Annotated in this window: 19 protein-coding genes; 9 read left to right on the top strand and 10 right to left on the bottom strand. The window is 41.1% G+C overall.

Features of this window, described 5'->3' with window-relative positions:
• Positions 1-63 precede the first annotated feature (63 nt).
• Together hemA and ID165_RS04820 are read left to right on the top strand one after the other, a co-directional pair.
• On the top strand, positions 64-1,332 hold the full coding sequence (hemA, locus tag ID165_RS04825) for a glutamyl-tRNA reductase (protein ID WP_192351301.1): 1,269 nt from the start codon (positions 64-66) through the stop codon (positions 1,330-1,332).
• 94 nt (positions 1,333-1,426) lie between these two features.
• A complete protein-coding gene (locus ID165_RS04820) occupies positions 1,427-2,992 on the top strand; it encodes a WG repeat-containing protein (RefSeq protein WP_192349247.1) in 1,566 nt (521 codons plus the stop codon).
• Between the two features lie 10 nt (positions 2,993-3,002).
• Here the strand turns inward: ID165_RS04820 and floA are convergent, their stop codons facing one another.
• The 3 genes from floA to proS form a co-directional block, all read right to left on the bottom strand.
• Positions 3,003-4,022, bottom strand: a complete 1,020-nt coding sequence (gene floA / locus ID165_RS04815) for a flotillin-like protein FloA (protein ID WP_192349246.1) — start codon at positions 4,020-4,022, stop codon at positions 3,003-3,005.
• Position 4,023: 1 nt separating this feature from the next.
• Entirely contained in the window at positions 4,024-4,482 is a 459-nt protein-coding gene (locus ID165_RS04810) for an NfeD family protein (RefSeq protein WP_192349245.1), read from the bottom strand.
• 97 nt (positions 4,483-4,579) lie between these two features.
• Positions 4,580-6,061, bottom strand: coding sequence for a proline--tRNA ligase (gene proS / locus ID165_RS04805; protein WP_192349244.1), 1,482 nt, complete (start codon positions 6,059-6,061; stop codon positions 4,580-4,582).
• Between the two features lie 233 nt (positions 6,062-6,294).
• On the opposite strand from proS, the gene ID165_RS04800 reads away from it, so the two are divergent.
• Together ID165_RS04800 and ID165_RS04795 are read left to right on the top strand one after the other, a co-directional pair.
• Positions 6,295-7,518, top strand: coding sequence for a hypothetical protein (locus ID165_RS04800; protein WP_225586989.1), 1,224 nt, complete (start codon positions 6,295-6,297; stop codon positions 7,516-7,518).
• Positions 7,519-7,707: 189 nt separating this feature from the next.
• Complete coding sequence (locus ID165_RS04795; protein WP_192349242.1) at positions 7,708-9,207, top strand: OmpP1/FadL family transporter; 1,500 nt, start codon at positions 7,708-7,710, stop codon at positions 9,205-9,207.
• Here the strand turns inward: ID165_RS04795 and ID165_RS04790 are convergent.
• The 3 genes from ID165_RS04790 to ID165_RS04780 are packed head-to-tail and all read right to left on the bottom strand — an operon-like array spanning position 9,197 to position 11,369.
• Positions 9,197-9,727, bottom strand: a complete 531-nt coding sequence (locus ID165_RS04790) for a shikimate kinase (protein ID WP_192349241.1) — start codon at positions 9,725-9,727, stop codon at positions 9,197-9,199. The genes ID165_RS04795 and ID165_RS04790 overlap by 11 nt on opposite strands.
• Before the next feature lie 3 nt (positions 9,728-9,730).
• Positions 9,731-10,831 (bottom strand): BT_3928 family protein, encoded by a 1,101-nt coding sequence (locus ID165_RS04785; RefSeq protein WP_192349240.1) that lies wholly within the window; start codon positions 10,829-10,831, stop codon positions 9,731-9,733.
• Complete coding sequence (locus ID165_RS04780) at positions 10,824-11,369, bottom strand: DUF1599 domain-containing protein (RefSeq protein WP_192349239.1); 546 nt, start codon at positions 11,367-11,369, stop codon at positions 10,824-10,826. The genes ID165_RS04785 and ID165_RS04780 overlap by 8 nt, the downstream gene beginning before the upstream one ends.
• A gap of 14 nt (positions 11,370-11,383) precedes the next feature.
• Here ID165_RS04780 and folP point away from each other — a divergent pair, with 14 nt between their 5' ends.
• Genes folP through ID165_RS04765 form a run of 3 tightly spaced genes read left to right on the top strand, consistent with a single transcriptional unit; the run spans position 11,384 to position 13,888 of the window.
• Positions 11,384-12,268: a dihydropteroate synthase gene (gene folP, locus ID165_RS04775; protein WP_192349238.1), complete on the top strand. Its 885-nt coding sequence runs from the start codon at positions 11,384-11,386 to the stop codon at positions 12,266-12,268.
• Positions 12,265-13,146: a diadenylate cyclase CdaA gene (gene cdaA / locus ID165_RS04770; protein WP_192349237.1), complete on the top strand. Its 882-nt coding sequence runs from the start codon at positions 12,265-12,267 to the stop codon at positions 13,144-13,146. The genes folP and cdaA overlap by 4 nt, the downstream gene beginning before the upstream one ends.
• 19 nt (positions 13,147-13,165) lie before the next feature.
• Positions 13,166-13,888, top strand: coding sequence for a DUF5715 family protein (locus ID165_RS04765; protein WP_192349236.1), 723 nt, complete (start codon positions 13,166-13,168; stop codon positions 13,886-13,888).
• Between the two features lie 393 nt (positions 13,889-14,281).
• On the opposite strand, the gene kbl is transcribed toward ID165_RS04765, so the two are convergent.
• Entirely contained in the window at positions 14,282-15,478 is a 1,197-nt protein-coding gene (gene kbl / locus ID165_RS04760) for a glycine C-acetyltransferase (protein ID WP_192349235.1), read from the bottom strand.
• A gap of 156 nt (positions 15,479-15,634) precedes the next feature.
• Between kbl and ID165_RS04755 the strand changes: the two genes are divergently transcribed.
• The gene (locus ID165_RS04755; protein WP_192349234.1) at positions 15,635-16,582 is read left to right on the top strand and encodes an NAD-dependent epimerase/dehydratase family protein; all 948 of its coding nucleotides are present in this window, start codon (positions 15,635-15,637) and stop codon (positions 16,580-16,582) included.
• Positions 16,583-16,762: 180 nt separating this feature from the next.
• On the opposite strand, the gene ID165_RS04750 is transcribed toward ID165_RS04755, so the two are convergent.
• Entirely contained in the window at positions 16,763-16,933 is a 171-nt protein-coding gene (locus ID165_RS04750) for a hypothetical protein (RefSeq protein ID WP_192349233.1), read from the bottom strand.
• A 1,025-nt stretch (positions 16,934-17,958) separates the two neighbouring features.
• Between ID165_RS04750 and ID165_RS04745 the strand changes: the two genes are divergently transcribed.
• On the top strand, positions 17,959-18,372 hold the full coding sequence (locus ID165_RS04745; protein WP_192349232.1) for a hypothetical protein: 414 nt from the start codon (positions 17,959-17,961) through the stop codon (positions 18,370-18,372).
• 112 nt (positions 18,373-18,484) lie between these two features.
• On the opposite strand, the gene ID165_RS04740 is transcribed toward ID165_RS04745, so the two are convergent.
• Together ID165_RS04740 and ID165_RS04735 are read right to left on the bottom strand one after the other, a co-directional pair.
• Positions 18,485-20,440: an OmpA family protein gene (locus ID165_RS04740; protein ID WP_192349231.1), complete on the bottom strand. Its 1,956-nt coding sequence runs from the start codon at positions 20,438-20,440 to the stop codon at positions 18,485-18,487.
• Positions 20,441-20,454: 14 nt separating this feature from the next.
• Positions 20,455-21,426, bottom strand: a complete 972-nt coding sequence (locus ID165_RS04735) for a type IX secretion system membrane protein PorP/SprF (protein ID WP_192349230.1) — start codon at positions 21,424-21,426, stop codon at positions 20,455-20,457.
• Positions 21,427-21,428 lie beyond the last annotated feature (2 nt).

Here is a 21,428-nt window from a genome sequence, read left to right as displayed (position 1 = left end):
CTATCCAAAATGGACACTTCGGTTGTCTTAGTCTGTTAAATTTGCAGTCCAAGCTTAAGCATGATGCAAGTCAAATTTAGAGCACTCAGTTTATCACATAAGAATGCACCAGTACAAATCCGGGAAATCATTTCTCTGGACGAGAAGGCTGTGCATAGCATCTTATTGAAAATCAAGGACTTTTTTAGCTTAAATGATGCTTTGATACTTTCTACCTGTAATCGGACGGAAGTTTACTACAGCCATGATCAAGACATAAGTACTGATATAATCAAGTTGATAGGTCTTGAAAAAGGATTGACTGATATTGTTAATTTCCTTGAGTATTTTGAGGTTTTGAATGATGACAGAGCTGTAATCAGGCATTTATTCAGAGTTTCAATGGGATTGGAAGCCCAGGTGGTAGGTGACATCCAGATTTCTAACCAGGTAAAGAGAGCTTATCAAGCTTCGGCAGACCTGAATATGACTGGGCCATTCCTTCACAGATTGATGCACACGATCTTTTTCACCAATAAGCGTATTGTACAGGAAACTGCCTTTAGGGATGGGGCTGCATCTTTGTCCTATGCAGCGATTGAATTGATTGAAAGCTTGACTTCAAATACTTTCGAGCCCAGAATATTATTGATCGGAGTTGGAGAGATAGGTGAAGATGTTGCCAAGAATATGGTTCACCTCCCTAGTGCGAAGGTCAAAATAACCAATAGAACCCTTAGCAAAGCAGAATCTATAGCGGTGGAAATGGGCTTTGATGTAATCCCTTTTGAGAATTGCTTAAAAGCTATGGAGGAAGCAGATGTAATTGTATGCTCTATTCAGCGTCCTGAACCATTTATCACGAAGGAATTGGTTAAAAAATTCCGGATCAACAGTTACAAATTGCTTGTGGATCTCTCCGTTCCCCGAAGCATAGAAACTACAGTAGAGGATGTGCCGGGAGTCGTGCTTTATAATGTGGACAACATTCGCAGCAAAGCTTCTGAAACATTGGAAAAACGACTGGCTTCAGTACCGAAGGTGGGAGAAATAATAGAGGAGAGTATTAAAGAGTTTTTCGACTGGAAAAAGGAAATGATTGCCTCTCCCACCATCAATAAACTCAAGCAATCCTTGGAGCAAATCCGTCAGGAAGAGATGGCGAGATTTACAAAAAACACCGACAAGAAGGAATATGCAGTGATCGATAAGATCACCAAGAGTATGATGCAGAAAATCCTCAAAGTTCCTGTAGTGCAACTTCGCGCAGCTTGTCAGCGGGATCAAGCGGAAGAAATGATCCAAATTATTTCAGACTTATTTGATCTGGAGAAAATAAAAACAACAGAGTAGCTAGTGCTACAAGCTCTAATAAAAATGACCAAAGGATTGAATCAAACCTTTGGTCATTTTATCTTTATCACCTTTCTGAATAACCAATAGTTATATGAATAAAAATTTTACGCTACTCGTAAGTCTCATACTCACTTTTTCAATTTCTGAGACTGCCCATAGTCAATCATGGGAAGTATATGACACCAAAATGCAGCTTCAGTCAAGGTTGATTTATGATGAAATCGACCTCCTCAGCGAAACTGTCAGAATAGGAAAAAAAGGAAACGAGCTCTCGCTGTTGTCCAGTGATCTTAAACCGGCAGTTTCACTGGTCGGAACGGAGATCTACCAATACACAGATCCTTGGATTCTTGTCAAAGGCCCTGATGGCATAGGTGCATTCCATGAATATGGACAACAGGTATTGCCGCTGGAGTATGAAAAGATACAGACCTATTTCAACATGCTTTTGGCAAGCAAGGGAAATGAATACTGGCTTTACCAGCGTGGAAAAAACAAAACAATCTACCTTGGCGAACTTGATGAAACCAAGATCACCAATACAGGGCTACTAATCGTACGAAAACAGGGTGAATATTCTTTGCCTTTATCTTCCAATCCCGACAAAACATTTGAACTGCTTGCCGATAACGATGGGGAATTTGTGTTGGCCAAAGACGCAACAGGCTATGGGCTGATCAATCGTGAAGGTGACTATGTGCTTGAGCCTATTATCGAGACTCTGCAGCATACACACGGCAATTTCTATTATGGCTATAACCAAGGGCAGTATTTGCTGATTGAAGGAAATGATATCAAATCAAATATCCGTTATAATTCATTTCACAAAATCACTTTTGAAAACGACATTATGCTGGAATATATTCACGGAAAACTCCGTCGTGTAATGGAAGACGACGGCATTCTTTTAGATGATGTGGGAATTACGGCGGTCGATAAAGTTGGCAAAGACTTATACAATGTCCATTTTCGGGATTCAAAAATAGGGCTTCTGGGAAAGAAAGGTTGGCTAGTACAGCCTATGCTTGAGGTAGATGAGATCAGGTTTGGCAGTGAAGGCCTTTTTCCGGCTAAATCAAACGGTGCCTTTGGCTTTGTAGATTCATCCGGGACTTGGGTGATCCAACCTCAGTACGCAGAGACCACCGTTTTTTCAGAAAAAATAGCTGCCTATAGAACATCCCAAAGCTGGGGACTAATAGGCGCTACCGGAGATCTGATCAGCACAGCCCATTACGATGAAATCAAGGCCTTCCAAAAAGGACTGGCAATTGCAAAAAGCGCCAATAAATTCTATCTATTGAACACTACCGGCCAAAGCGTAAATCAGGATGGATTTGATTCCATTTATCGAACCGGGGATGGGTATTTCTTGGTAGAAAGATCAGGGAAAACCGGTCTTCTTGACAGTAACGGAAACGAAGTCATTCCTACTGAATTCGAAGGGCTAAGAAGAGAAAGAAAGAATTTTGTTATTGTCAGGAAAAATGGGCTTACCGGAGTAATCAACGAAACAGGTGAAATCATTCTTCCTTTAGCCTACGAGAAAATCGTGGTCGATTGGGCAAACGAACAGATTTTCACAAAAAACAACTATGTCCCAACTGTGATCCAAATTATAGAAGAACCTGGCAAGAAAAACAAAAAAGGGGCCTGAGCCCCTTTTCTTATTTTTTCTCATTTTTCCCTTTAGAGGAATCTTTTGAGTCTGTTTCTGAATTGGCTATAGATTCCCTCATGGAGGTATCTGATTGGATATTCTCCATTTTGTAGTAATCCATCACGCCCAGTCTGCCACTTCGGAAAGCTTCTGCCAGAGCCCGTGGAACCTCTGCTTCGGCTTCAATCACCTTAGCTCTCATCTCCACATTTCTGGCTTTCATCTCTTGCTCTAGAGCCACGGCCATCGCACGTCTCTCTTCTGCTCTGGCTTCCGCTACTTTCAGATCGGCAGAAGCCTGATCGATTTGCAATTTCGCACCGATGTTTGTTCCCACATCAATATCCGCGATATCTATAGAAAGAATTTCAAAAGCAGTTCCCGCATCCAATCCTCTCTGTAGAACCAATTTTGAGATTTTATCCGGATTTTCCAACACACTCTTGTGCGTCGCTGCCGAGCCAATAGAAGTTACAATACCCTCTCCTACTCTGGCCAGAATGGTTTCTTCACCTGCTCCACCTACAAGTTGGGCGATGTTGGCACGAACAGTTACTCTCGCTTTTGCGATCAGCTGTATACCATCAGCAGCTACAGCAGCTACATTCGGCGTATTGATCACTTTTGGATTTACAGAAATCTGCACTGCTTCAAATACGTCTCTTCCCGCCAAGTCAATTGCAGTAGCCTGTTTGAATGTCAGGTTGATGTTCGCTTTATCTGCAGATATCAGAGCCCTGATCACATTGGGTATATTTCCTCCCGCCATATAATGCGTCTCCAAGTCATTTGTTGTCAATTCAAGACCTGCTTTTGTAGCTGTAATCAAAGAATTAACAATAATACTCGGTGGCACCTTTCTGATTCTCATCCCAATGAGTTCTCCTATCCCAACCCTCACATTCGAAAATTGGGCAGTGATCCATAGATTAACAGGAACAAAGTACAAAAAGATGAAAAGTAGGACTATTCCCGCGACCGCAGCCACTAGGATGAACATTGAACTGCTCGGATCTAGATTCTCCATATTATTTTACTAAAATTTTATTGTTTTCGATTTTGATAATAATTACTTCTGTTCCCACAGAAACAAAACCATTTTCAGATTTCACCTCATACACTACGTCTTCAAAACTAGCTTTTCCTATAGGTTTGAGATCAGATACTGTGATACCTTGCATCCCTATCCGTAAAGCCTCAGTCCGTCCATCAAAAGCTCCTCCCTGCATGGCAGATTTAAGGGAAAAACGATTCCAAACTCCGGAGCTAAACCCATAAACAATAGCAGCAAGATTCAAAATAACTGCCACTGAAGTGATCCACCAGGCTATCTCAGCATCAAAACTAAGAAAAGCATAGACCACCCCTGCCAAACTCACAGCAAGCCCAAAGATTCCGACCACCGTAGTTCCCGGAACAAACAGAACCTCGGCAAGTAAGAGGATGAGACCTATAAGTAGGAGGCTGGAGAGTACTAGAATTGTCATTGACTGCTTAGAGAGAATAGATGTCTAAAATACAAGTTTCCGCGTTATCCCTTGTCAATTAAGAACAAAAAAGCCCGGAAATATCCGGGCTTGATGATTAATAGGCTTTTGCAAAAAGAACTCTGCCTGCGGAAGGTTTGCCTGAATAGACACAAGCGCCACTTTCTTCTTCCCTATCTAAAGGAATACACCGTATCGTTGCTTTGGTGAGATCCTTGATTTTTTCTTCTGTCTCTGAAGTGCCGTCCCAATGGGCGGACAAAAACCCACCTCTATCTTCCAATACTTCTTTAAATTCATCCCAAGAATTTACTTCCGTGGTCATTTCCCCTTTAAAGGCTAATGCTTTGGAATAAATACTTTTCTGAATTTCATCAAGCATAGCCGTTATCTTTTCTGAAATCGGTAGGGAATCCAATTCAAATTGCTCTTTAGTCAAGGTATCTCTTCTGGCTATTTCAATTGTACCATTTTCCAAATCTCTTGGTCCGATTGCAATTCTAAGCGGCACGCCTTTCAATTCATGCTCTGCAAATTTCCATCCAGGCTTATGTGTATCGCGGTTATCATATTTCACTGAAACTCCGGCTTTGCGAAGCTCGGAAATAATCTCACTTGCTTTTTCGGTAATGGCATCCAATTCTTCCTCCTTTCTATAAATCGGGATAATCACCACTTGTATTGGAGCCAATTTCGGAGGTAGAACCAACCCATTGTCATCCGAGTGAGCCATAATCAAGGCCCCCATCAAACGTGTACTTACACCCCACGAAGTCCCCCAAACATATTCTAATCCTCCTTCTTTAGTTGCAAATTTCACATCGAAAGCCTTGGCAAAATTCTGTCCCAAAAAATGGGAAGTTCCAGCCTGTAGTGCTTTCCCATCCTGCATCATGGCCTCGATACACAAGGTGTCATCGGCTCCTGCAAAACGCTCACTTTCTGTTTTTCTTCCCTTCACTACAGGCAAAGCCATAAAATCTTCAGCAAACTGTGCATAGACATTCATCATTTGCATAGTCTCAGCTTCAGCTTCTTTTTTGGTGGCATGGGCTGTATGCCCTTCCTGCCATAAGAATTCTGTGGTTCGAAGGAAAAGCCTAGTTCTCATTTCCCAACGAACTACGTTTGCCCACTGGTTAACCAGCAGTGGAAGATCCCTATAGGACTGCACCCAATTTTTATACGTGCTCCATATAACCGTTTCCGAAGTAGGACGTACGATTAGCTCTTCATCGAGTTTAGCTTCAGGATCTACAATCACACCACTTCCATCCTCAGCATTTTTCAATCTGTAATGAGTGACTACAGCACACTCCTTAGCAAATCCCTCTACGTGGCTAGCTTCCTTGCTTAAGTATGATTTTGGAATAAAAAGCGGGAAATAAGCATTGGAATGGCCAGTTTCCTTAAACATACGGTCAAGCTCAGCCTGCATTTTCTCCCAAATAGAATAGCCATAGGGCTTGATGACCATACATCCTCTGACGGCCGAATTCTCTGCCAAATCGGCTTTTTTCACTAATTCATTGTACCATAGCGAATAATCTTCGCTTCTCTTAGGTAGTCCTTTACTCATTGTGGTTGGTTGAGATACAGATTATAGTTATTTTTGCTAACTTATGCGTGACAAATATAAACCAAAAAGTAGAACCCTTCACCCATGGACTCGTATAAGAAAGTAACAATTAAACTTCTACTATGAAGAATTCCGCAATCATAACATCATCATTTATTCTAGGATCGCTGGTTTTAGTTTCGTGTAGCACTAACAAATTAGCCACCACAGATACTAGTGACAACTTGTATTTCATGGCTTCGGACGCAAAAGTCGCTACCGAATTTGCTGTGCAGAACAATACCCGCGAGCAATTTCAACCGCTTTCATCTACAAGTTCAGATCCTATCCCTCAAGAAAGCTTTAGCTCTCGAAATGTAAATCCTGACTATATCGCAAGGTATCAGGCTGCTGAAGACACAATTCAGGATGATATCGTGTACTTTGACGAAGGAGCCGAACAAGAAAGCAATCCCGATATCAATGCTTATGACAATTATAGGGTAAACGGCTCAGGAAACAATTCCATCTTCAACAACTCCATGGCTTTTAATATGGGAATGATGTATGGAATGAATGCCGGAATGATGTACGGAATGAATCCTTGGGGAATGGGAGGGTTTTACGATCCTTTCTGGGGGCCAAGTTTTGGGTATAGACCTGGATTTAATTTGAATATTGGTTTTGGGTTTGGGTTTGGAAATGGTTTTTACAGACCAATGTACATGAGACCGGGATTCGGATATGGAGGATTTTATGATCCATGGGGGATGCCAATGTATGGATGGGGCGGATATCCGGGTTATGGCTATGGCAGACCGATATATGTCCTTCCCGGAGGAGAATACGGAAATAGAAGAGTTGTAACCGGTGCTAGGCCCACTAGAGGTTCTTCACTTGCCGGAGCCAGAGGAGGAAATGTATCCAACGCTGCACTTCAGCCGAGTACTGCCAGAGCACAGGCTCGAAGAGATGTCCTTAACAATAGGTCAAATACATCAACGAGAAGAGTTATTTCCAATTCTGATAATTCAAGAGTTTCAGCCAGAGATTTCAGTTCATCTCAAAATGACTATTATAACTCCCGTGCCAGAGAAGGCAGTAGTAGAAATGTAAGTTCGGCAGCTATGGATAGACCTGTTTCGAGGACAAGAAGTGCGATGCCATCTGCTAGACCAAGTGTAGGAACTACAAACTCCAGAACTATCAATTCAGGCCGAGGCGGAGCCGTTAGATCTTCATACCCTGCCACAAACACTAGAACTTCCAGTCCTTCTTATAATAGAAGTAATGTTCCAAGTAGATCATCATCACCTGCCTACAACAGAGGCGGAACTAATACAAGAACCGTAACTCCCACAAGGAGCACTCCTGTAAGAAGTACGCCGAGCTACAGTGCTCCGTCTAGAAGCAGTGGTTCCTCAGGAGGAGCTACAAGAAGCAGTTCAGGTTCTTCTAGAGGTGGTAGAGGAAATTGATTCATCCAATACTGATTAGTGGATAAATTTAAATAAGGCAGTGGGATCACTGCCTTATTTATTGCTGCCTAGGTAGCAGGAAAATCCATTTCTAAGCCTATTTGTGTGTTTTTGGAAAAAGAATATGGAGAAAAAGCAACATTTTCTTCAACCCAACACGTTTATTTATTACATCCAAATCAAATCTAAATGAGAATATCCATTCTGGTTTTATCCCTATGTTTAATTTCCACCTCTTATACACTGGCACAAAGTGGATATTTTGAGGACGCATATCGCTTCAGTCAAGTACAGCCCGCCGGCTCAGCCCGCATTATGGGAATTGGCGGAACACAATGGTCACTTGGTGGCGATGTGTCCAATATCGCAGGAAATCCTGCAGGACTAGGTTTCTTCAGGGCCTCAGAGGCAAGTGCTACTGTTGGGTTCAGCGACTGGGGAGCGGAAACAAATTATATGGGGCAAAATAGAAGTTATAATACCACTAATTTCTCGCTGCCAAATGTGAGTTTCGTGATGGCAAATCCAAAAAGTGACTTCGAAAGAGGAGCATTCAAAGGTGGGACCTTTGGAATAAGTATTCAGCGGATTGCCAATTTTAATACTGAATATGGATATTATTCCGACCAGCCGGGAGAAACATCCATTATCGATTTTTATTTACAGGATGCCCAGGGGTTTCCTGAAAATCAAGTCGCAAACTTCGGGTTAACAGGAATGGCCTACAAAACGTATCAAATCAATCCAAGACTGGACAATAACGGCAATGTTATTCCAGGTGAATATGAATCTGTCAACGGGTTGATTGCCCCTTTTCAGGATGAAAATGTTACCCAAGAGGGAAGTTCTAGCCAGATAACTTTTGCTTATGGTGCTAATTTCAACCATAAATTATTTGTAGGAGGATCCGTTGGTATCCGAACACTCAATTTCACTTCTAGGAAGATCTATAATGAAGAGTTTCTGGAAGGCCCATTGATCAACTCTAGTCTTCAGGAGAATCTGTTTATAAACGGTGGCGGAGTAAATCTTAACTTGGGATTGATATACAAGCCGATAGATTACTTAAATCTTGGCTTCACCTTCCAAACCCCTACTTGGTATGCCTTAAATGACGAATACAATGCAAATATGTATACCAATTATGATAATTATGAATTTGAGGGAGAGGTGCTACAAGAGATATATGAGGAAACAGATATTTTTGTCAGCTCATTCAGCTTAAATACACCTCTGAAAATAGGCGGCGGTGCTACTGTATTCTTGGGTAAAAACGGGTTTATTTCAGCGGATGTAGATTGGGTGGATTACAGTGCTGCCAGAATCAATTCCAGTGATTTTGATGAAGGGCCTGATAATCAACAAATTCAAAATCTATACACCAGCACAATCAACTTCAGGTTCGGTGCAGAATATAGACTGAGCAATTTCAGACTTAGAGGAGGTTATGGCTATTATGGTGACCCAATTGCAAATTCTGACTTCGACAGAAGTACGCAGCAGATAAGTGGTGGTCTTGGCGTGAAAATCAATAAATTCTCTGTGGACTTTGCTCTGGTAAATCAAAAGTTCAATACACTATACAGTAGCTATCAAGTATTGGACACTCAGGGAAACAATATCGGTCCTTTGACCGAAATCAAAAACAACCAGCTCAACGGGGTACTTACAGTGGGGCTTAGTTTCTAAGCAAACGGATCAATTCCGACACTAACAACTCAGCGGAAAAATCCTCCCCGCTGAGTTTTATTTTTGCCTTTCGGTAAAAATAATCCCGCTCCACAAGTAAACTTTTTAGTTTCACGGTGATTTCACCCTGATCAAGACCCATAAACATGGGTCTAGTCTGAGCCTTAGCCAATCCCAGCCTGAAAGAAATTTCCTCTAGCGGCACATCCAGATACACAGACACGGCTTTCTGATTGATCAAATCCATGTTTTCGTTGAAGCATGGACAACCGCCTCCAGAGGCAAGCACGTAGGAATCATCCCGCCCCAGGAATTCTTGAAGTACCTCTGTCTCCCATGCACGGAATTGACCTTCACCATATCGCGAGAAAATATCCGGTATTTTCATCTGAAAACGATCCTCTATCAGGTGATCAAGATCATAGTAGGGGAATTTCAGAACTGTAGCCAGTTGTTTTCCAAATGTACTTTTGCCGGATCCCGGGAGTCCTACCAAAACGATTTTCAAGTCCTTGCCCATCCCCTAATTCATGTATAGGTCTAAGACTTCATTTATATCCGGAGTATTATTGTGATGGTACTTACCCAGCACCTTGCCATTTTGCAAAACCATTATCCCCGGATTAGCACGGATCATGGTTTTTACTACCGTAGCATCTGCTTGAAGAGAAAGCATATCCCAACCTCTTGATTCGGTGAAATTCTGAATTTCATCCTGCGATGCGGCAGCAACAAAAACAGGTTGAATAGGAGATCCGGAAAGAGATTTAACAAGGCTGTCAAGTTGGATAAGGTTTGAATCACTCATTTTGGCCATGCTGCTTACTAAAATTAGCATCTTATTGCCTGTGAAAACTTCTTCAGAATAATCTCCATCCTCATTCCAAACAGCAAAATCAGAAATCTTGGGCAAGGCATCCGGATTTTTCAAATTCATTTCTACAAACTCCAGGCTTTCATCGGATGGATATTGATCAAAAGTCACTAGTTTACCATCTTTTTTCATCACATAAGAATATTGAAGTGGAGCTGATGGCTGCATATTTTGAGGGATGTTCACCCCCACTTTATATGCTCTAAAGTCAACAAATGGAAGATTTCGAACCGCCAAAATAGCCAGTACAAAAGACATGGCCATGACTAATACAGTCACTCCTTTTGCCCAAGTAGGAGATGTTTTGGGTAAATCCATTTGAAACAAGAACAGGATAGCGATCAGGACCAAAAGAATCAAATCCTTGTAAAATGACTCCCATGGTGTTAGCTTGATAGCATCTCCAAAGCAACCGCAATCCGTCACCTTGTTGAAATATGCTGAGTAAAAAGTAAGAAATGTGAAGAATAAGATCATCAATGCAAGAGCCCAAACTGTAAATCTACTCTGTACTCCCAATATCAACATGACCCCCAGTACTACCTCCACTACTACAAGGAAAACACTAAGTTCTAAAGCAATAGGTTTGAAATGGATAAAGAAGCCGGCTATATCTGTAGAAAACACATCAAAATACTCTTCCAGCTTAATCGATGTCCCCACGGGATCATTGACTTTGATCATACCCGAAAAAACAAAAAGGCCTCCGACTATAAATCGGATCACCCACAAAAAGCCCTGCTTAAACATGATAATGTAATTTAATTAAACAAAATACAGCATAATTGATCATGTCCTGATAGTTAGCCTCAATACCCTCGGACACTAGAGTCTGGCCTTGATTATCTTCTATTTGCTTGGTTCGGAGTAATTTCATCAAAATAATATCTGTAATAGAACTTATACGCATATCCCGCCAAGCTTCACCATAATCATGGTTTTTATTTTCCAAAAGCCCACGGGTTTCGTTTACCCAGTGATCATATGCAGGCTCAAGTTCTTCGAATGGGATTTCCATTCTATCATCTTTCAAATAACTGATTTGAAGCAGAGCGATCAGACAATAATTAATAATCCCCACAAAATCATCTTCGATGGGATCACTGACTTTTTGATTCCCCTTTTCCTGAATCGATCGAATACGTTGTGCTTTGATGAAAATTTGATCCGTAATCGATGGTAAGCGAAAAATTCTCCAAGCTGTACCATAATCTATAGTCTTCTTACGAAATAGTTCTTTACAACGGCTGATAACTTCCTTATATTCGTTACTCGTTTGCGTATCCAAAGTTTCTTAATTTAATGTTTCCTCTTCCGGGCAAGTCTTCTAAAACCGAAGATAAATCATTTCCCCAAAAAAACACCCTTCAAATCGATGGACGGCTAATCTGTTGGGACAAACCTCAGTTGATGGGAATAGTAAATCTAACACCTGATTCTTTTTTCGAAGGAAGCAGAGCCGGGAAGTCGCTAGATAGAGTCACCGAATTAGTTGCCTCACATATTTCGAATGGAGCTAGCATTCTGGATCTTGGCGGATATAGTTCGAGACCTGGCTCGGCCGAGGTTGGCTTGCAAGAAGAAATTGATAGGGTTATTCCAGCGGTGAAATGGATCGCTTCCAACTTTTCCGGGAGTTTAATTTCTGTTGATACTTTTAGGTCAAAAGTTGCTGAGGAAGCAATACTTGCGGGGGCTCATATGATCAATGATATATCCGCCGGAGATCTGGATGAAGAAATGATCCCGACGGTGGCCAAGCTTCAGGTACCGTATATAGCCATGCATATGAGAGGGAATCCCCAAAACATGCAGGAAAAAACAAAATATTCAGATATTTTAGGAGAAATATTATATTATTTCGCTGAAAAACTAGAACAATTGAGAAAGTTTGGCATCAAAGATGTAATAATTGATCCGGGTTTTGGATTTGCTAAAACTCTTGAGCAAAATTATTTCTTGCTAAGGAACCTTCAGCGCTTTGAGACACTTTCATTACCGTTACTTGTGGGTATTTCCAGAAAATCTATGATATCAAAAGTGCTGAAAGTCAATGCTAATGAGGCGTTGAATGGCACCACCGCATTAAATATGTTTGCTTTATGCCAAGGGGCAAACATCCTACGAGTTCACGACGTTAAAGAAGCTAACGAAACATTAAAATTATACAACACTTTATACCCTTGACATTACTTTTCAAAATAGGATTTTTAGACATCTCCATCATCAATATCTTTGATATTGCGTTGGTAGCTGCCTTATTGTACCAAGTTTATAAACTTCTAAAGGGAAGTGTTGCAATCAAGATTTTTCTTGGTTTTCTGTCTATCTACTTAATTTATCTCCTAGTCCGTGCGCTTCGAATGGAACTTTTGTCCTCTATTTTAGGACAATTCATGGGAGTGGGTGTGATTGCTGCTATTATAATTTTCGCCCCTGAAATCAGAAAATTTCTTCTTTTGATAGGACGGTCGTCACTCCTCTCAGATGATAATGTATGGAAAGACATGCTTTTCTTTTGGAGAAAAAAGGACGATGCTATTTTCAACATCAGCCCTATTATAGATGCTTCCAAGACCCTTGCCGGTAGCAATACAGGAGCGTTGATGGTGATTTCAAAAAGTACCGAATTAAAATTCTATGCCGAAAGCGGTGATATTCTAGATGCAGAATTATCGAAAAGACTGCTTATCTCTATTTTCAACAAATACAGTCCCCTACACGATGGTGCCGTGATCATTCACAACGGTAAAATAAAAGCGGCCCGCTGTATTCTGCCTGTCACTGAGCGTGAAGTTCCCGCCCAATTTGGGCTTCGTCACAGGGCAGCAATAGGCATGTCAGAGACCACCGATGCAATTGTATTGATAGTATCAGAGGAAACAGGTCAGTTATCCATGTCCAAAAATGGTAAGATTCTCCATAATATGTCTTTTCAGGAAATCAGAGAAACCATCAATGACTATTTAAATAATCTTGATGTGGATACGCGCTTTGAAGATCTGGAAGAATATGAGTTGAAAAAGCGGAGAAAACTCGCGATGACAAGCAAGTCAGCATCGTAATAAAAGTATCCATTCTTCTATGAAAAAGCCCCCATTAATCCACTTTGCCTTTTTTTTTATACTTTTTTCGGCAGGTGCTCTAGCTACTCAGGTCTATTTGCCTGAATTAAAAAACCAGATAAAAGATACCTATTCCACCCTAACCGGTGATCCGAAACCAAACTTAAAGCCTGAAAAAATCGAGCCTTTAGAGTTGGATTTACCTGCGCCCAGAGTCGTCCCTCCTATTCCTGATGAGCTGATTACAAAAGAATATGATAAACATCTGTTCGCATCAGAATATAATGGATTTGGTCTAATAGAGGATGAAAATCATTTCAACAAACTAGTTGAAGGCAAGCAGTTGGTGCCTGTGAGCAAGGGAAACGGATATGAAGTGACACCCTTAACCCATAGTCACCCTTATGTTACACCGTACTCAAAAATTATCCTTGAAGAACTAGGTGTAGCTTTCCAAACCCTCACCGATACTGAGAGCTCCTTTACATTAACCTCAGTAACCCGTACTCCTGAGCAGCAAAAAAAATTAAGGAAAAGAAACAAAAATGCAACGGAGGGTGTCAGTTCACACTCTTATGGAGCTTCATTTGATATTTCTTACATAAGGTTTAATGGTAAAAAAAACTTCAACAGAACCAAGCAAAAAAAACTTGAAGAAGTTCTAAATAAATTTCAAGAAGCCAATAAAATCTTCTTCATCAAAGAAAGAAAACAGAGTTGCTATCACGTGACCGTTAGATAGTTAGTTTAGAGGCGAAAAAGTGTTTACAGCCTCAATGATCAATTATCAAACCCAATTTCCGATAGAAGTTAACTGTAGTCTTCATGGTTTCTACCTGAACATTGTGACAAAAAACATTATCTATATCCGAATGAATGCGCAGACTGGAATTATACTGGTGCTAACCTGAAAAAATCCCTCCACGACAGTCGTCGGGATAGGCTCTTAAGCCCTTTTGGAAAAGAGGGAGTTGTCAAATTTGAACTTCTAGCATTAATTCAAAGTACATACGTTTAAGACTTTCAGAAAAAAAGCCGGGAATCTAACTTAGAATCCCGGTTTTAGAACATCGGAAAACAGGCACCCTACATCCAGCCATAACATCTGAGCTAACTAACCTGCCCTTTGGAGCTGCTACTCAATCACTCCTAATTCCTTCCCTACTTCCGTGAAAGCCGCAATCGCCTGATCCAAATGTACCCGTTCATGCCCCGCAGAAATCTGCACACGGATTCTAGCTTGACCTTTTGGTACCACTGGATAGTAGAATCCTATCACGTAAATTCCTTTCTCTAGAACCTTCTCGGCCATTTGCTGTGAAAGAACTGCATCATACAGCATAATCGGTACAATTGCATGCTCGCCTGGTTTGATATCAAAGCCGGCAGCGGTCATTTTCTCACGGAAATAGGTTGTATTCTCTTCCAGCTTATCTCTCAACTCAGTAGTTTCAGACAATAAATCAAACACTGCTATCGAAGCTCCTGTGATCGATGGCGCCAAGGTGTTGGAAAACAAATATGGCCTAGAACGCTGGCGAAGCAATTCGATAATTTCCTTTCTTCCTGAGGTAAATCCCCCCGAAGCTCCTCCAAGTGCCTTTCCAAGCGTCCCGGTGATAACATCTATTTTTCCCATTACGCCGCAATGCTCATGAACTCCTCTTCCTGTTTTGCCCATAAATCCAGTTGAGTGGCACTCATCTGTCATGACTAAAGCTTCGTACTTTTCAGCCAATTCCACGATCTTGTCCAACTGTGCAATTGTCCCGTCCATAGAGAAAACCCCGTCAGTCACAATGATTTTTTGCTTAGCTCCTTTGGCAATGGCCTCCTTCAGCTGGGATTCCAGATCTTCCATATTATTGTGCTCATATCGGAAACGCATTGCTTTACATAGACGGACACCATCGATAATAGAAGCATGATTCAATGCATCTGAGATAATCGCATCTTCAGGGCCTAAAATAGGCTCAAACACTCCCCCATTGGCATCGAAAGCCGCCGCGTACAAAATGGTGTCTTCTGTGCCTAGGAACTCAGAAATTTTCTTTTCCAATTCCTTATGAATGTCCTGAGTGCCGCAAATAAAGCGCACGGAAGACATTCCAAATCCATGGGAATCAATTGCTGCCTTGGCTGCTTCGATTACTTTTGGATGGGAAGAAAGCCCCAAGTAATTATTGGCACAAAAATTCAAAACTTTTTGCCCGCCTGCAATGGTGATTTCTGCCGATTGTGGAGATGTAATCACACGCTCTTTCTTGAAAAGGCCTGCGTCCTCTATTCCCTTAAGTTCTTCTTGCAATTTGGGTTTGAACTGATCGTACATGATAGCTAGTTGATTTTATGTTATTCAAAAACGTCTGCTTCCTTTGGTCAAATATCCTGATCTGGAAGCAGTTTTTTCTTACTTTTGCAATCGCAAACCCAAATATAAACAAAAACCCAGAGCCCGGCTTTAGGGTAGATTTTGAAAGAAATATCAATGGAAAAAATCCTAGTAATAGGCGCTGCAGGCCAATTGGGTTCGGAACTCACTAAGTCCTTGGCAGATCAGTTTGGTGCAGAGCAAGTAATCGCCACAGACCTCAACCAATCCGCACAATCCAAGTTTGACTTTTGCCGCTTTCAAGTTTTGGATGTGATGGATAAAGAAGGTCTGAGAAACCTTGTCAAAAACGAAAAAATCACCCAAATCTATCATTTGGCGGCAGTGCTTTCCGCAGTGGGTGAGAAAAAACCACTCTTTGCATGGGAGCTGAACATGGAAAGTTTACTTCATGTTCTGGAGCTGGCCAGAGAATTTAATCTTAACAAAATCTATTGGCCATCCTCTATTGCTGTCTTTGGACCCAATACACCAAAAATCAATACGCCTCAGTATTGCGTCAAAGAACCCAATACGGTGTACGGCATCTCGAAGCAGGCCGGAGAAAGGTGGTGCGAATACTATTTTCAGAAATACAATGTGGACGTTCGCAGCCTTCGGTACCCAGGCTTGATCGGATACAAGTCTCTCCCCGGTGGAGGCACCACAGATTATGCGGTGGATATCTATCACAAAGCATTGGCAGGGGAAAAATTTGATTGCTTCCTTCGCGAAGACAGTTCACTGCCTATGATGTATATGCCTGATGCAATCAAAGCCACCTTGGATCTTATGAATGCTCCGGGTGAGTCTATAAAAATCCGCTCTAGCTATAACCTGGCTGCGATGCACTTCACTCCAAAAGAAATCTACCAAAGCATACTGAATCATATTCCTGATTTCAAAATCCAATACAATCCCGATTTCCGCCAGGCAATTGCGGATAGCTGGCCAGATAGTATTGACGACTCATGTGCAAGACAAGACTGGGGGTGGAAACATGATTATGATCTTGATGCCATGACCGGGGATATTTTGGAGAACCTTCCAAATTTCAAATTCTAACCGGTATCCTGTTCCAAAAGCAGTTTTTCCATGTACCGAATTAGCCAACTTATAACCCAGATTTTAAAACAACCTCAGCCTACGGCAGATTAGCTAATACATAATTCCTGGCAAGCTCCAGTTCTACAAAGCGGTTGGTATCCCTGCCCTCTTCATAAGAGTTCGTCGATACCGGTAACGCTATATGACTACTCTTACAGGTGTCATTTGTTTGGCATTAACTCTATAGCCATTTACCACAACAGCAGTCACCGATTCGGCACCTTTCAGGGATAAGTCCATATTCCGATTAAAGTCTCCCATATTGTCTGTATGCTCCACAACCAAGGCAGTAGCACGCTGAGTAGCCAAGTAAAAGGGTTACAAATGTTCCTTTTGTTTGCGTCATCTAGAGTGTTTTTATGCCTACCTCCTTTCCTCCATATGACCTGAATGAATAATGCTATGGAGCGAAACCATATTTAAGCCATACAGCTAACAAACTGCGACTGCATTCACTAAAGATCGGTTAAAATATCGGGCACATAAATCCCCATACTGGGTAAAAAAAACTGATTTTGAGGATATTGTATGCAAATTGTCAATAGATACAATAGAATAATACAACAAATACATTATTTTGCACAAAAAAGGTAAGAAGATGGTAAATTTCATGCCAGTATACAAAGGTGATCAACAATTTATCTCAAAAATTATCTGATTATACGTGAGGATGCAGGTTACCTCAGTTGCTTCGCTTATATGGTCCGAAGACCCGTCGCAACGAGACAGACAAATGCAGCCTAGAGGGATACCGAATTATTGAATCTATACACGAAAGTCTACCAAGCCCTATGTCGCTTTCGCCCACTTCCCGACGGAAAGTCGGATATATATGAAAAAAAACAATTCCTGTTTCCAAAAATGACAAAACAGCAGCAATGAATTTTTCGGAACAAAACTTGCCGGTTTATCAGAAACTTTACCAATCAACGAATTAGCTTTCTGGTTTAGAAATTGAGTTAGTATGATTATCCGCAATGATGGCAGTAACTATGTTTTCCTTGGCTTAATAGCAGGAAGCCCTATGACATCTGCACTTCCAGACATAGGGATGACTCCCCACGGCGAGGTCAGCCTAATTGCCATGATGCATGATGCTAGTGTTCTCCTAATCCTATGATGCTTTTATTGCTTTGCTGGCAAAAAAGCGGATGTATGTATGGCGTAATTATAAAACAAAAGAAATCAAGTTTGGTTATACCATGAAATATCATATTTCTCCAGTCTTTACTTTCCCCTTACCAAAAGCTGTTAATGATTCAAAACTCATTGACTTGAATGAAGAATAAGTACTTGGTCACCCAAATCTTGTCCCTATTCGCAAATTAATAAAAATGACATACCCCAACGATTTTAACCTTACCTGCGCCAAGATGGAGCAAAGAGGGTATTGCATTGATAGTTATGCACTACTATCAGGCATAATAGAAAACTATAACATACAGTTTCGTCTAGACAATTCTCTTCCAATAGTTAATGGGGATTGTGAATTGCTTGAGGAAGCTTTTAAGGGTTTTGTATTGAACGCTGTAAGTGAATTTAAGGATCTAAAAGGCACTTTGCACATAGTTTATAGAAAAGATCTGGAATCATCCTTCCTAGCATTCTTTATTCAGGGTTCGGTACTTCCCGAGGATGAAAAAAATGTCACTAATTTGGTCGAAACGATCACAGATCTCAATTTTGCAATCTGTCGAAAAGTATTAAACCAAGACGAGCATATAGTGAAAAGCCCATTTCTCAATTAAAGAAAAAAAAAAAGACCTCCTAACACTAGGTGGTCTTTTTCAATTACTAGGTCACTAATTCAAGATCTATAAAAGTGGCGAATCCAAAGAGACAGCTGAAGAACCACCCAAATCAATATTCTGTAATTTTAAATTCAGTTCTTCTGTTCTCCTGATGCTGCTCTTCGGTACATGAGACATTATCTGCACAAGAATTAAGAAGTTTTTCTTCACCATATCCTATTGCTTTAAGCCTATTCTGATCAATCCCTGATTCTATCAAATAGGCAATTACGGCTTTAGCACGTTTATCTGAAAGTTTAAGGTTATAAGCGTTGGTACCTCTAGAGTCTGTATGTGAATACAATTCGATTTTAATCGTAGGATTGTCTTTCAGAATCTTAATCAAATTATTAAGTTCCGGTTTAGCATCTTCTCTGATGTCCCACTTATCAAAATCATAGTAAATATTTTTGAGGGTATACGTTTTCCCTACAGCAATTTTATCTAGGTAGATATTCCTGACAATCACAGAGTCTTGAATTTGAGCTGCGGTTGGGATCAAAATATCACCGCTATTACCTGTTAGGTATCCCGTTTTCTTGCCTTCCAAATTAACTATCTGATCAAACTTCACCTTAAACCTGAAGGATCCATCGGCTTCAGAGACATAAGTATTCACTAATTGGCTTTGATCATTATAGAGTGTTACCACACCATCTTCGAGCTTTTCACCCGTTTCTTTATCAATTAGATCGCCTTTGATCACCAAATCCTTCTGTACAAAAAGATCTGCGAAATAAATATCATCCAGCCCCTTACCGCCTTTTCTATCGGAAGAAAACACGGCCTCGGTATCACTTCCAGGCAGCAATGAAAGCCCGAAATCATCGCGGTTTGAATTAATCGGACTGCCTAAATTCTCAGGTTCAGTGTATTCTCCATTTTCTAGATGCACTCTGAAGATATCCAATCCGCCTAAGCCGGCATGTCCTGTGCTTGAAAAGTAGAGGATTCCATTTTTATCAATGTATGGGGTTCTTTCATCTCCATTGGTATTGATCACCTCACCAAGATTCACAGGAGTTGACCAAGTTTCATCCTTCCATTCAGAATAGTATAAATCTGCTTGCCCATTGCCTCCTGGCATATCAGAGGAGAAATAGAGCTTGGAAGTGGATGGATCATAGAATGGGTCAGACACAGAATAGGAAAAAGGAGCATTAAAAGGCAATGGCGTAAATGAGTCCATGTTAATATTGCCTGTATCCAAAGCAAAAAACAATTCGGGAAACAAGGTATAATCCCTAGAGGAACCGGAATCGGACTTTTTGTGTTTCTGCACCTGTGTGATTGTTAAGAACAAATTATTTCCCTTCTTATATAAAGGACCGACATGCAAATCACCATTTAACCTATCTGTCTGCCTCGGAGCTTGCTTCACAGTATTTTCTTTGTTATCCCAGGCAGCTTCATGCATTTTCAAAAAACCATTTCCTGTCCAACCGTACACATCGCTTTTGAGTGCATTATTCGGATCTACCCGAACATTTTTAGGAAGCAATCTATCAGAAGTAAAGTGAAGAACGGTATCATCGGAAATCATCGGTCCAAACTCAGAAAAGGCTGAATTGGCTTCAGGGACCGGTACAATTGCAGATTCAGAAGACCTATTCAAGAATGACTTTCCTCCCAAGGCTGTTTTCCAGATTAACTCCAAATCCGGATTGGTGCGGGCAGAATCCAACCTTCCAAGAATAGCAGTTGCCTCCGAATATTTGGAATTGGCTATTAAAGCTTCGGCAAGAGGCTTGAGATCACCTTCCTCCAAGTCCCCATCTCTTTCCAGTCTGGTATACCATTCCTCCGCCTGTTCAAAATTCCTCACTTTTGAATATGCCTGAGCCAACCCTCGGGCTGCCTCAGGCTGGGGTGACTCATTCCAACTTTCCAAGAACTTCTCTATTCCGACAGAATAATTAAGATTCTCCGTCTGTTTTTTACCTTCTACGTATTTCTTATAGGATAAAGGTTTACACGAAACAAAGCAAACAATCAGGAAGCACGCTATATATAATAATCTTTTCATGTCAAGTTTTTTGCTTAAAAGAATCGTGGAGAAACCAATCGTACTCGCTTAGGAGGGAATAAGAAAGCAATGGAAATATCATGAGTGGTAAATGTATTAACCGAAAACCCAGAAAGCGTATGGTCATAGGCATATCCCAACCGTAAACTCTCACGTAGCTGAACCTGCACCATTCCAAGTAGACCGGTTGATTTTTTTAGTCCCGGTTGTATATCCCTCCCAGGCATATCAATACCAAATCTGTACCCAGCACCTAACCAGATCATATCATTCAGGATCAAAGCTGCATTCAAATCCATTCTTGCCGGTGCTTTGAAATCATCCATATACATAATAGAGGGCACCAGTGAGAAATTGTAATTAAGATCCAAATGATATCCGCCCGTCACGTATAAGTGCGGATCCGGAAGAACCATCACGTCTCCCCTGTCAAAATCAATTACAGAAGAAAGCATCTGATCAGCAGCTACACCTATGTAATAATTATCATCATAAAGAAACAAACCCAATTTTAAGTCCGGGTAGGTTATTCTCTCCTTACTCAATGGGATAGATGGGTCATCTCCCATATCAGGGTTCAGCATAGATCCATCCAGTTGTGAATTCACTACCCCCGCTCCTACTCCAAAACTTAGGAATTTAGTATCACTAAGTCTTAGGTGATAGGCAAGATTTCCATAAGCAGCTACCGTCCTCTGTGCGCCTAGTTTATCTGTGAGAAATTGACCTCCAATACCAAGTTGGGATTCTTCAAGATAGGTATCTCCTGCCACCGCAAAGGTTTCAGGGCTCCCTGTCACACCAGTCCACTGCTTTCTATAATAAGATTGCAGATAAAGCTGCTGTTTATAACCTGCATAAGCAGGATTTATAAACACAGGATTAAAAATGTATTGGCTGTACTGGGGTACCTGCTGCCCATAGCTATCGCTAAGGGCAAGAAGCAGGAATCCAGTTAGCAAAGTAATGATCTTAAATAGTTTCATCT

Origin of the sequence: Algoriphagus sp. Y33 (genome assembly GCF_014838715.1) — a bacterium.
GTDB lineage: Bacteria > Bacteroidota > Bacteroidia > Cytophagales > Cyclobacteriaceae > Algoriphagus.
Note: the sequence above shows the minus strand (reverse complement) of the source record. Positions and strands in the feature narration are given on the sequence as shown.

Bases quoted from the DNA above. Each gene is read 5' to 3' on its own strand.
- ID165_RS04755 (WP_192349234.1), top strand. From the start codon at position 15,635: ATGGAAAAAATCCTAGTAATAGGCGCTGCAGGCCAATTGGGTTCGGAA.
- ID165_RS04790 (WP_192349241.1), bottom strand. From the start codon at position 9,727: ATGGGCAAGGACTTGAAAATCGTTTTGGTAGGACTCCCGGGATCCGGC.
- ID165_RS04745 (WP_192349232.1), top strand. From the start codon at position 17,959: ATGACATACCCCAACGATTTTAACCTTACCTGCGCCAAGATGGAGCAA.
- folP (WP_192349238.1), top strand. From the start codon at position 11,384: ATGTTTCCTCTTCCGGGCAAGTCTTCTAAAACCGAAGATAAATCATTT.
- ID165_RS04795 (WP_192349242.1), top strand. From the start codon at position 7,708: ATGAGAATATCCATTCTGGTTTTATCCCTATGTTTAATTTCCACCTCT.
- ID165_RS04765 (WP_192349236.1), top strand. From the start codon at position 13,166: ATGAAAAAGCCCCCATTAATCCACTTTGCCTTTTTTTTTATACTTTTT.
- proS (WP_192349244.1), bottom strand. From the start codon at position 6,061: ATGAGTAAAGGACTACCTAAGAGAAGCGAAGATTATTCGCTATGGTAC.
- floA (WP_192349246.1), bottom strand. From the start codon at position 4,022: ATGGAGAATCTAGATCCGAGCAGTTCAATGTTCATCCTAGTGGCTGCG.
- ID165_RS04810 (WP_192349245.1), bottom strand. From the start codon at position 4,482: ATGACAATTCTAGTACTCTCCAGCCTCCTACTTATAGGTCTCATCCTC.
- kbl (WP_192349235.1), bottom strand. From the start codon at position 15,478: ATGTACGATCAGTTCAAACCCAAATTGCAAGAAGAACTTAAGGGAATA.
- hemA (WP_192351301.1), top strand. From the start codon at position 64: ATGCAAGTCAAATTTAGAGCACTCAGTTTATCACATAAGAATGCACCA.
- ID165_RS04800 (WP_225586989.1), top strand. From the start codon at position 6,295: ATGGCTTCGGACGCAAAAGTCGCTACCGAATTTGCTGTGCAGAACAAT.
- ID165_RS04740 (WP_192349231.1), bottom strand. From the start codon at position 20,440: ATGAAAAGATTATTATATATAGCGTGCTTCCTGATTGTTTGCTTTGTT.
- ID165_RS04785 (WP_192349240.1), bottom strand. From the start codon at position 10,831: ATGTTTAAGCAGGGCTTTTTGTGGGTGATCCGATTTATAGTCGGAGGC.
- ID165_RS04735 (WP_192349230.1), bottom strand. From the start codon at position 21,426: ATGAAACTATTTAAGATCATTACTTTGCTAACTGGATTCCTGCTTCTT.
- ID165_RS04820 (WP_192349247.1), top strand. From the start codon at position 1,427: ATGAATAAAAATTTTACGCTACTCGTAAGTCTCATACTCACTTTTTCA.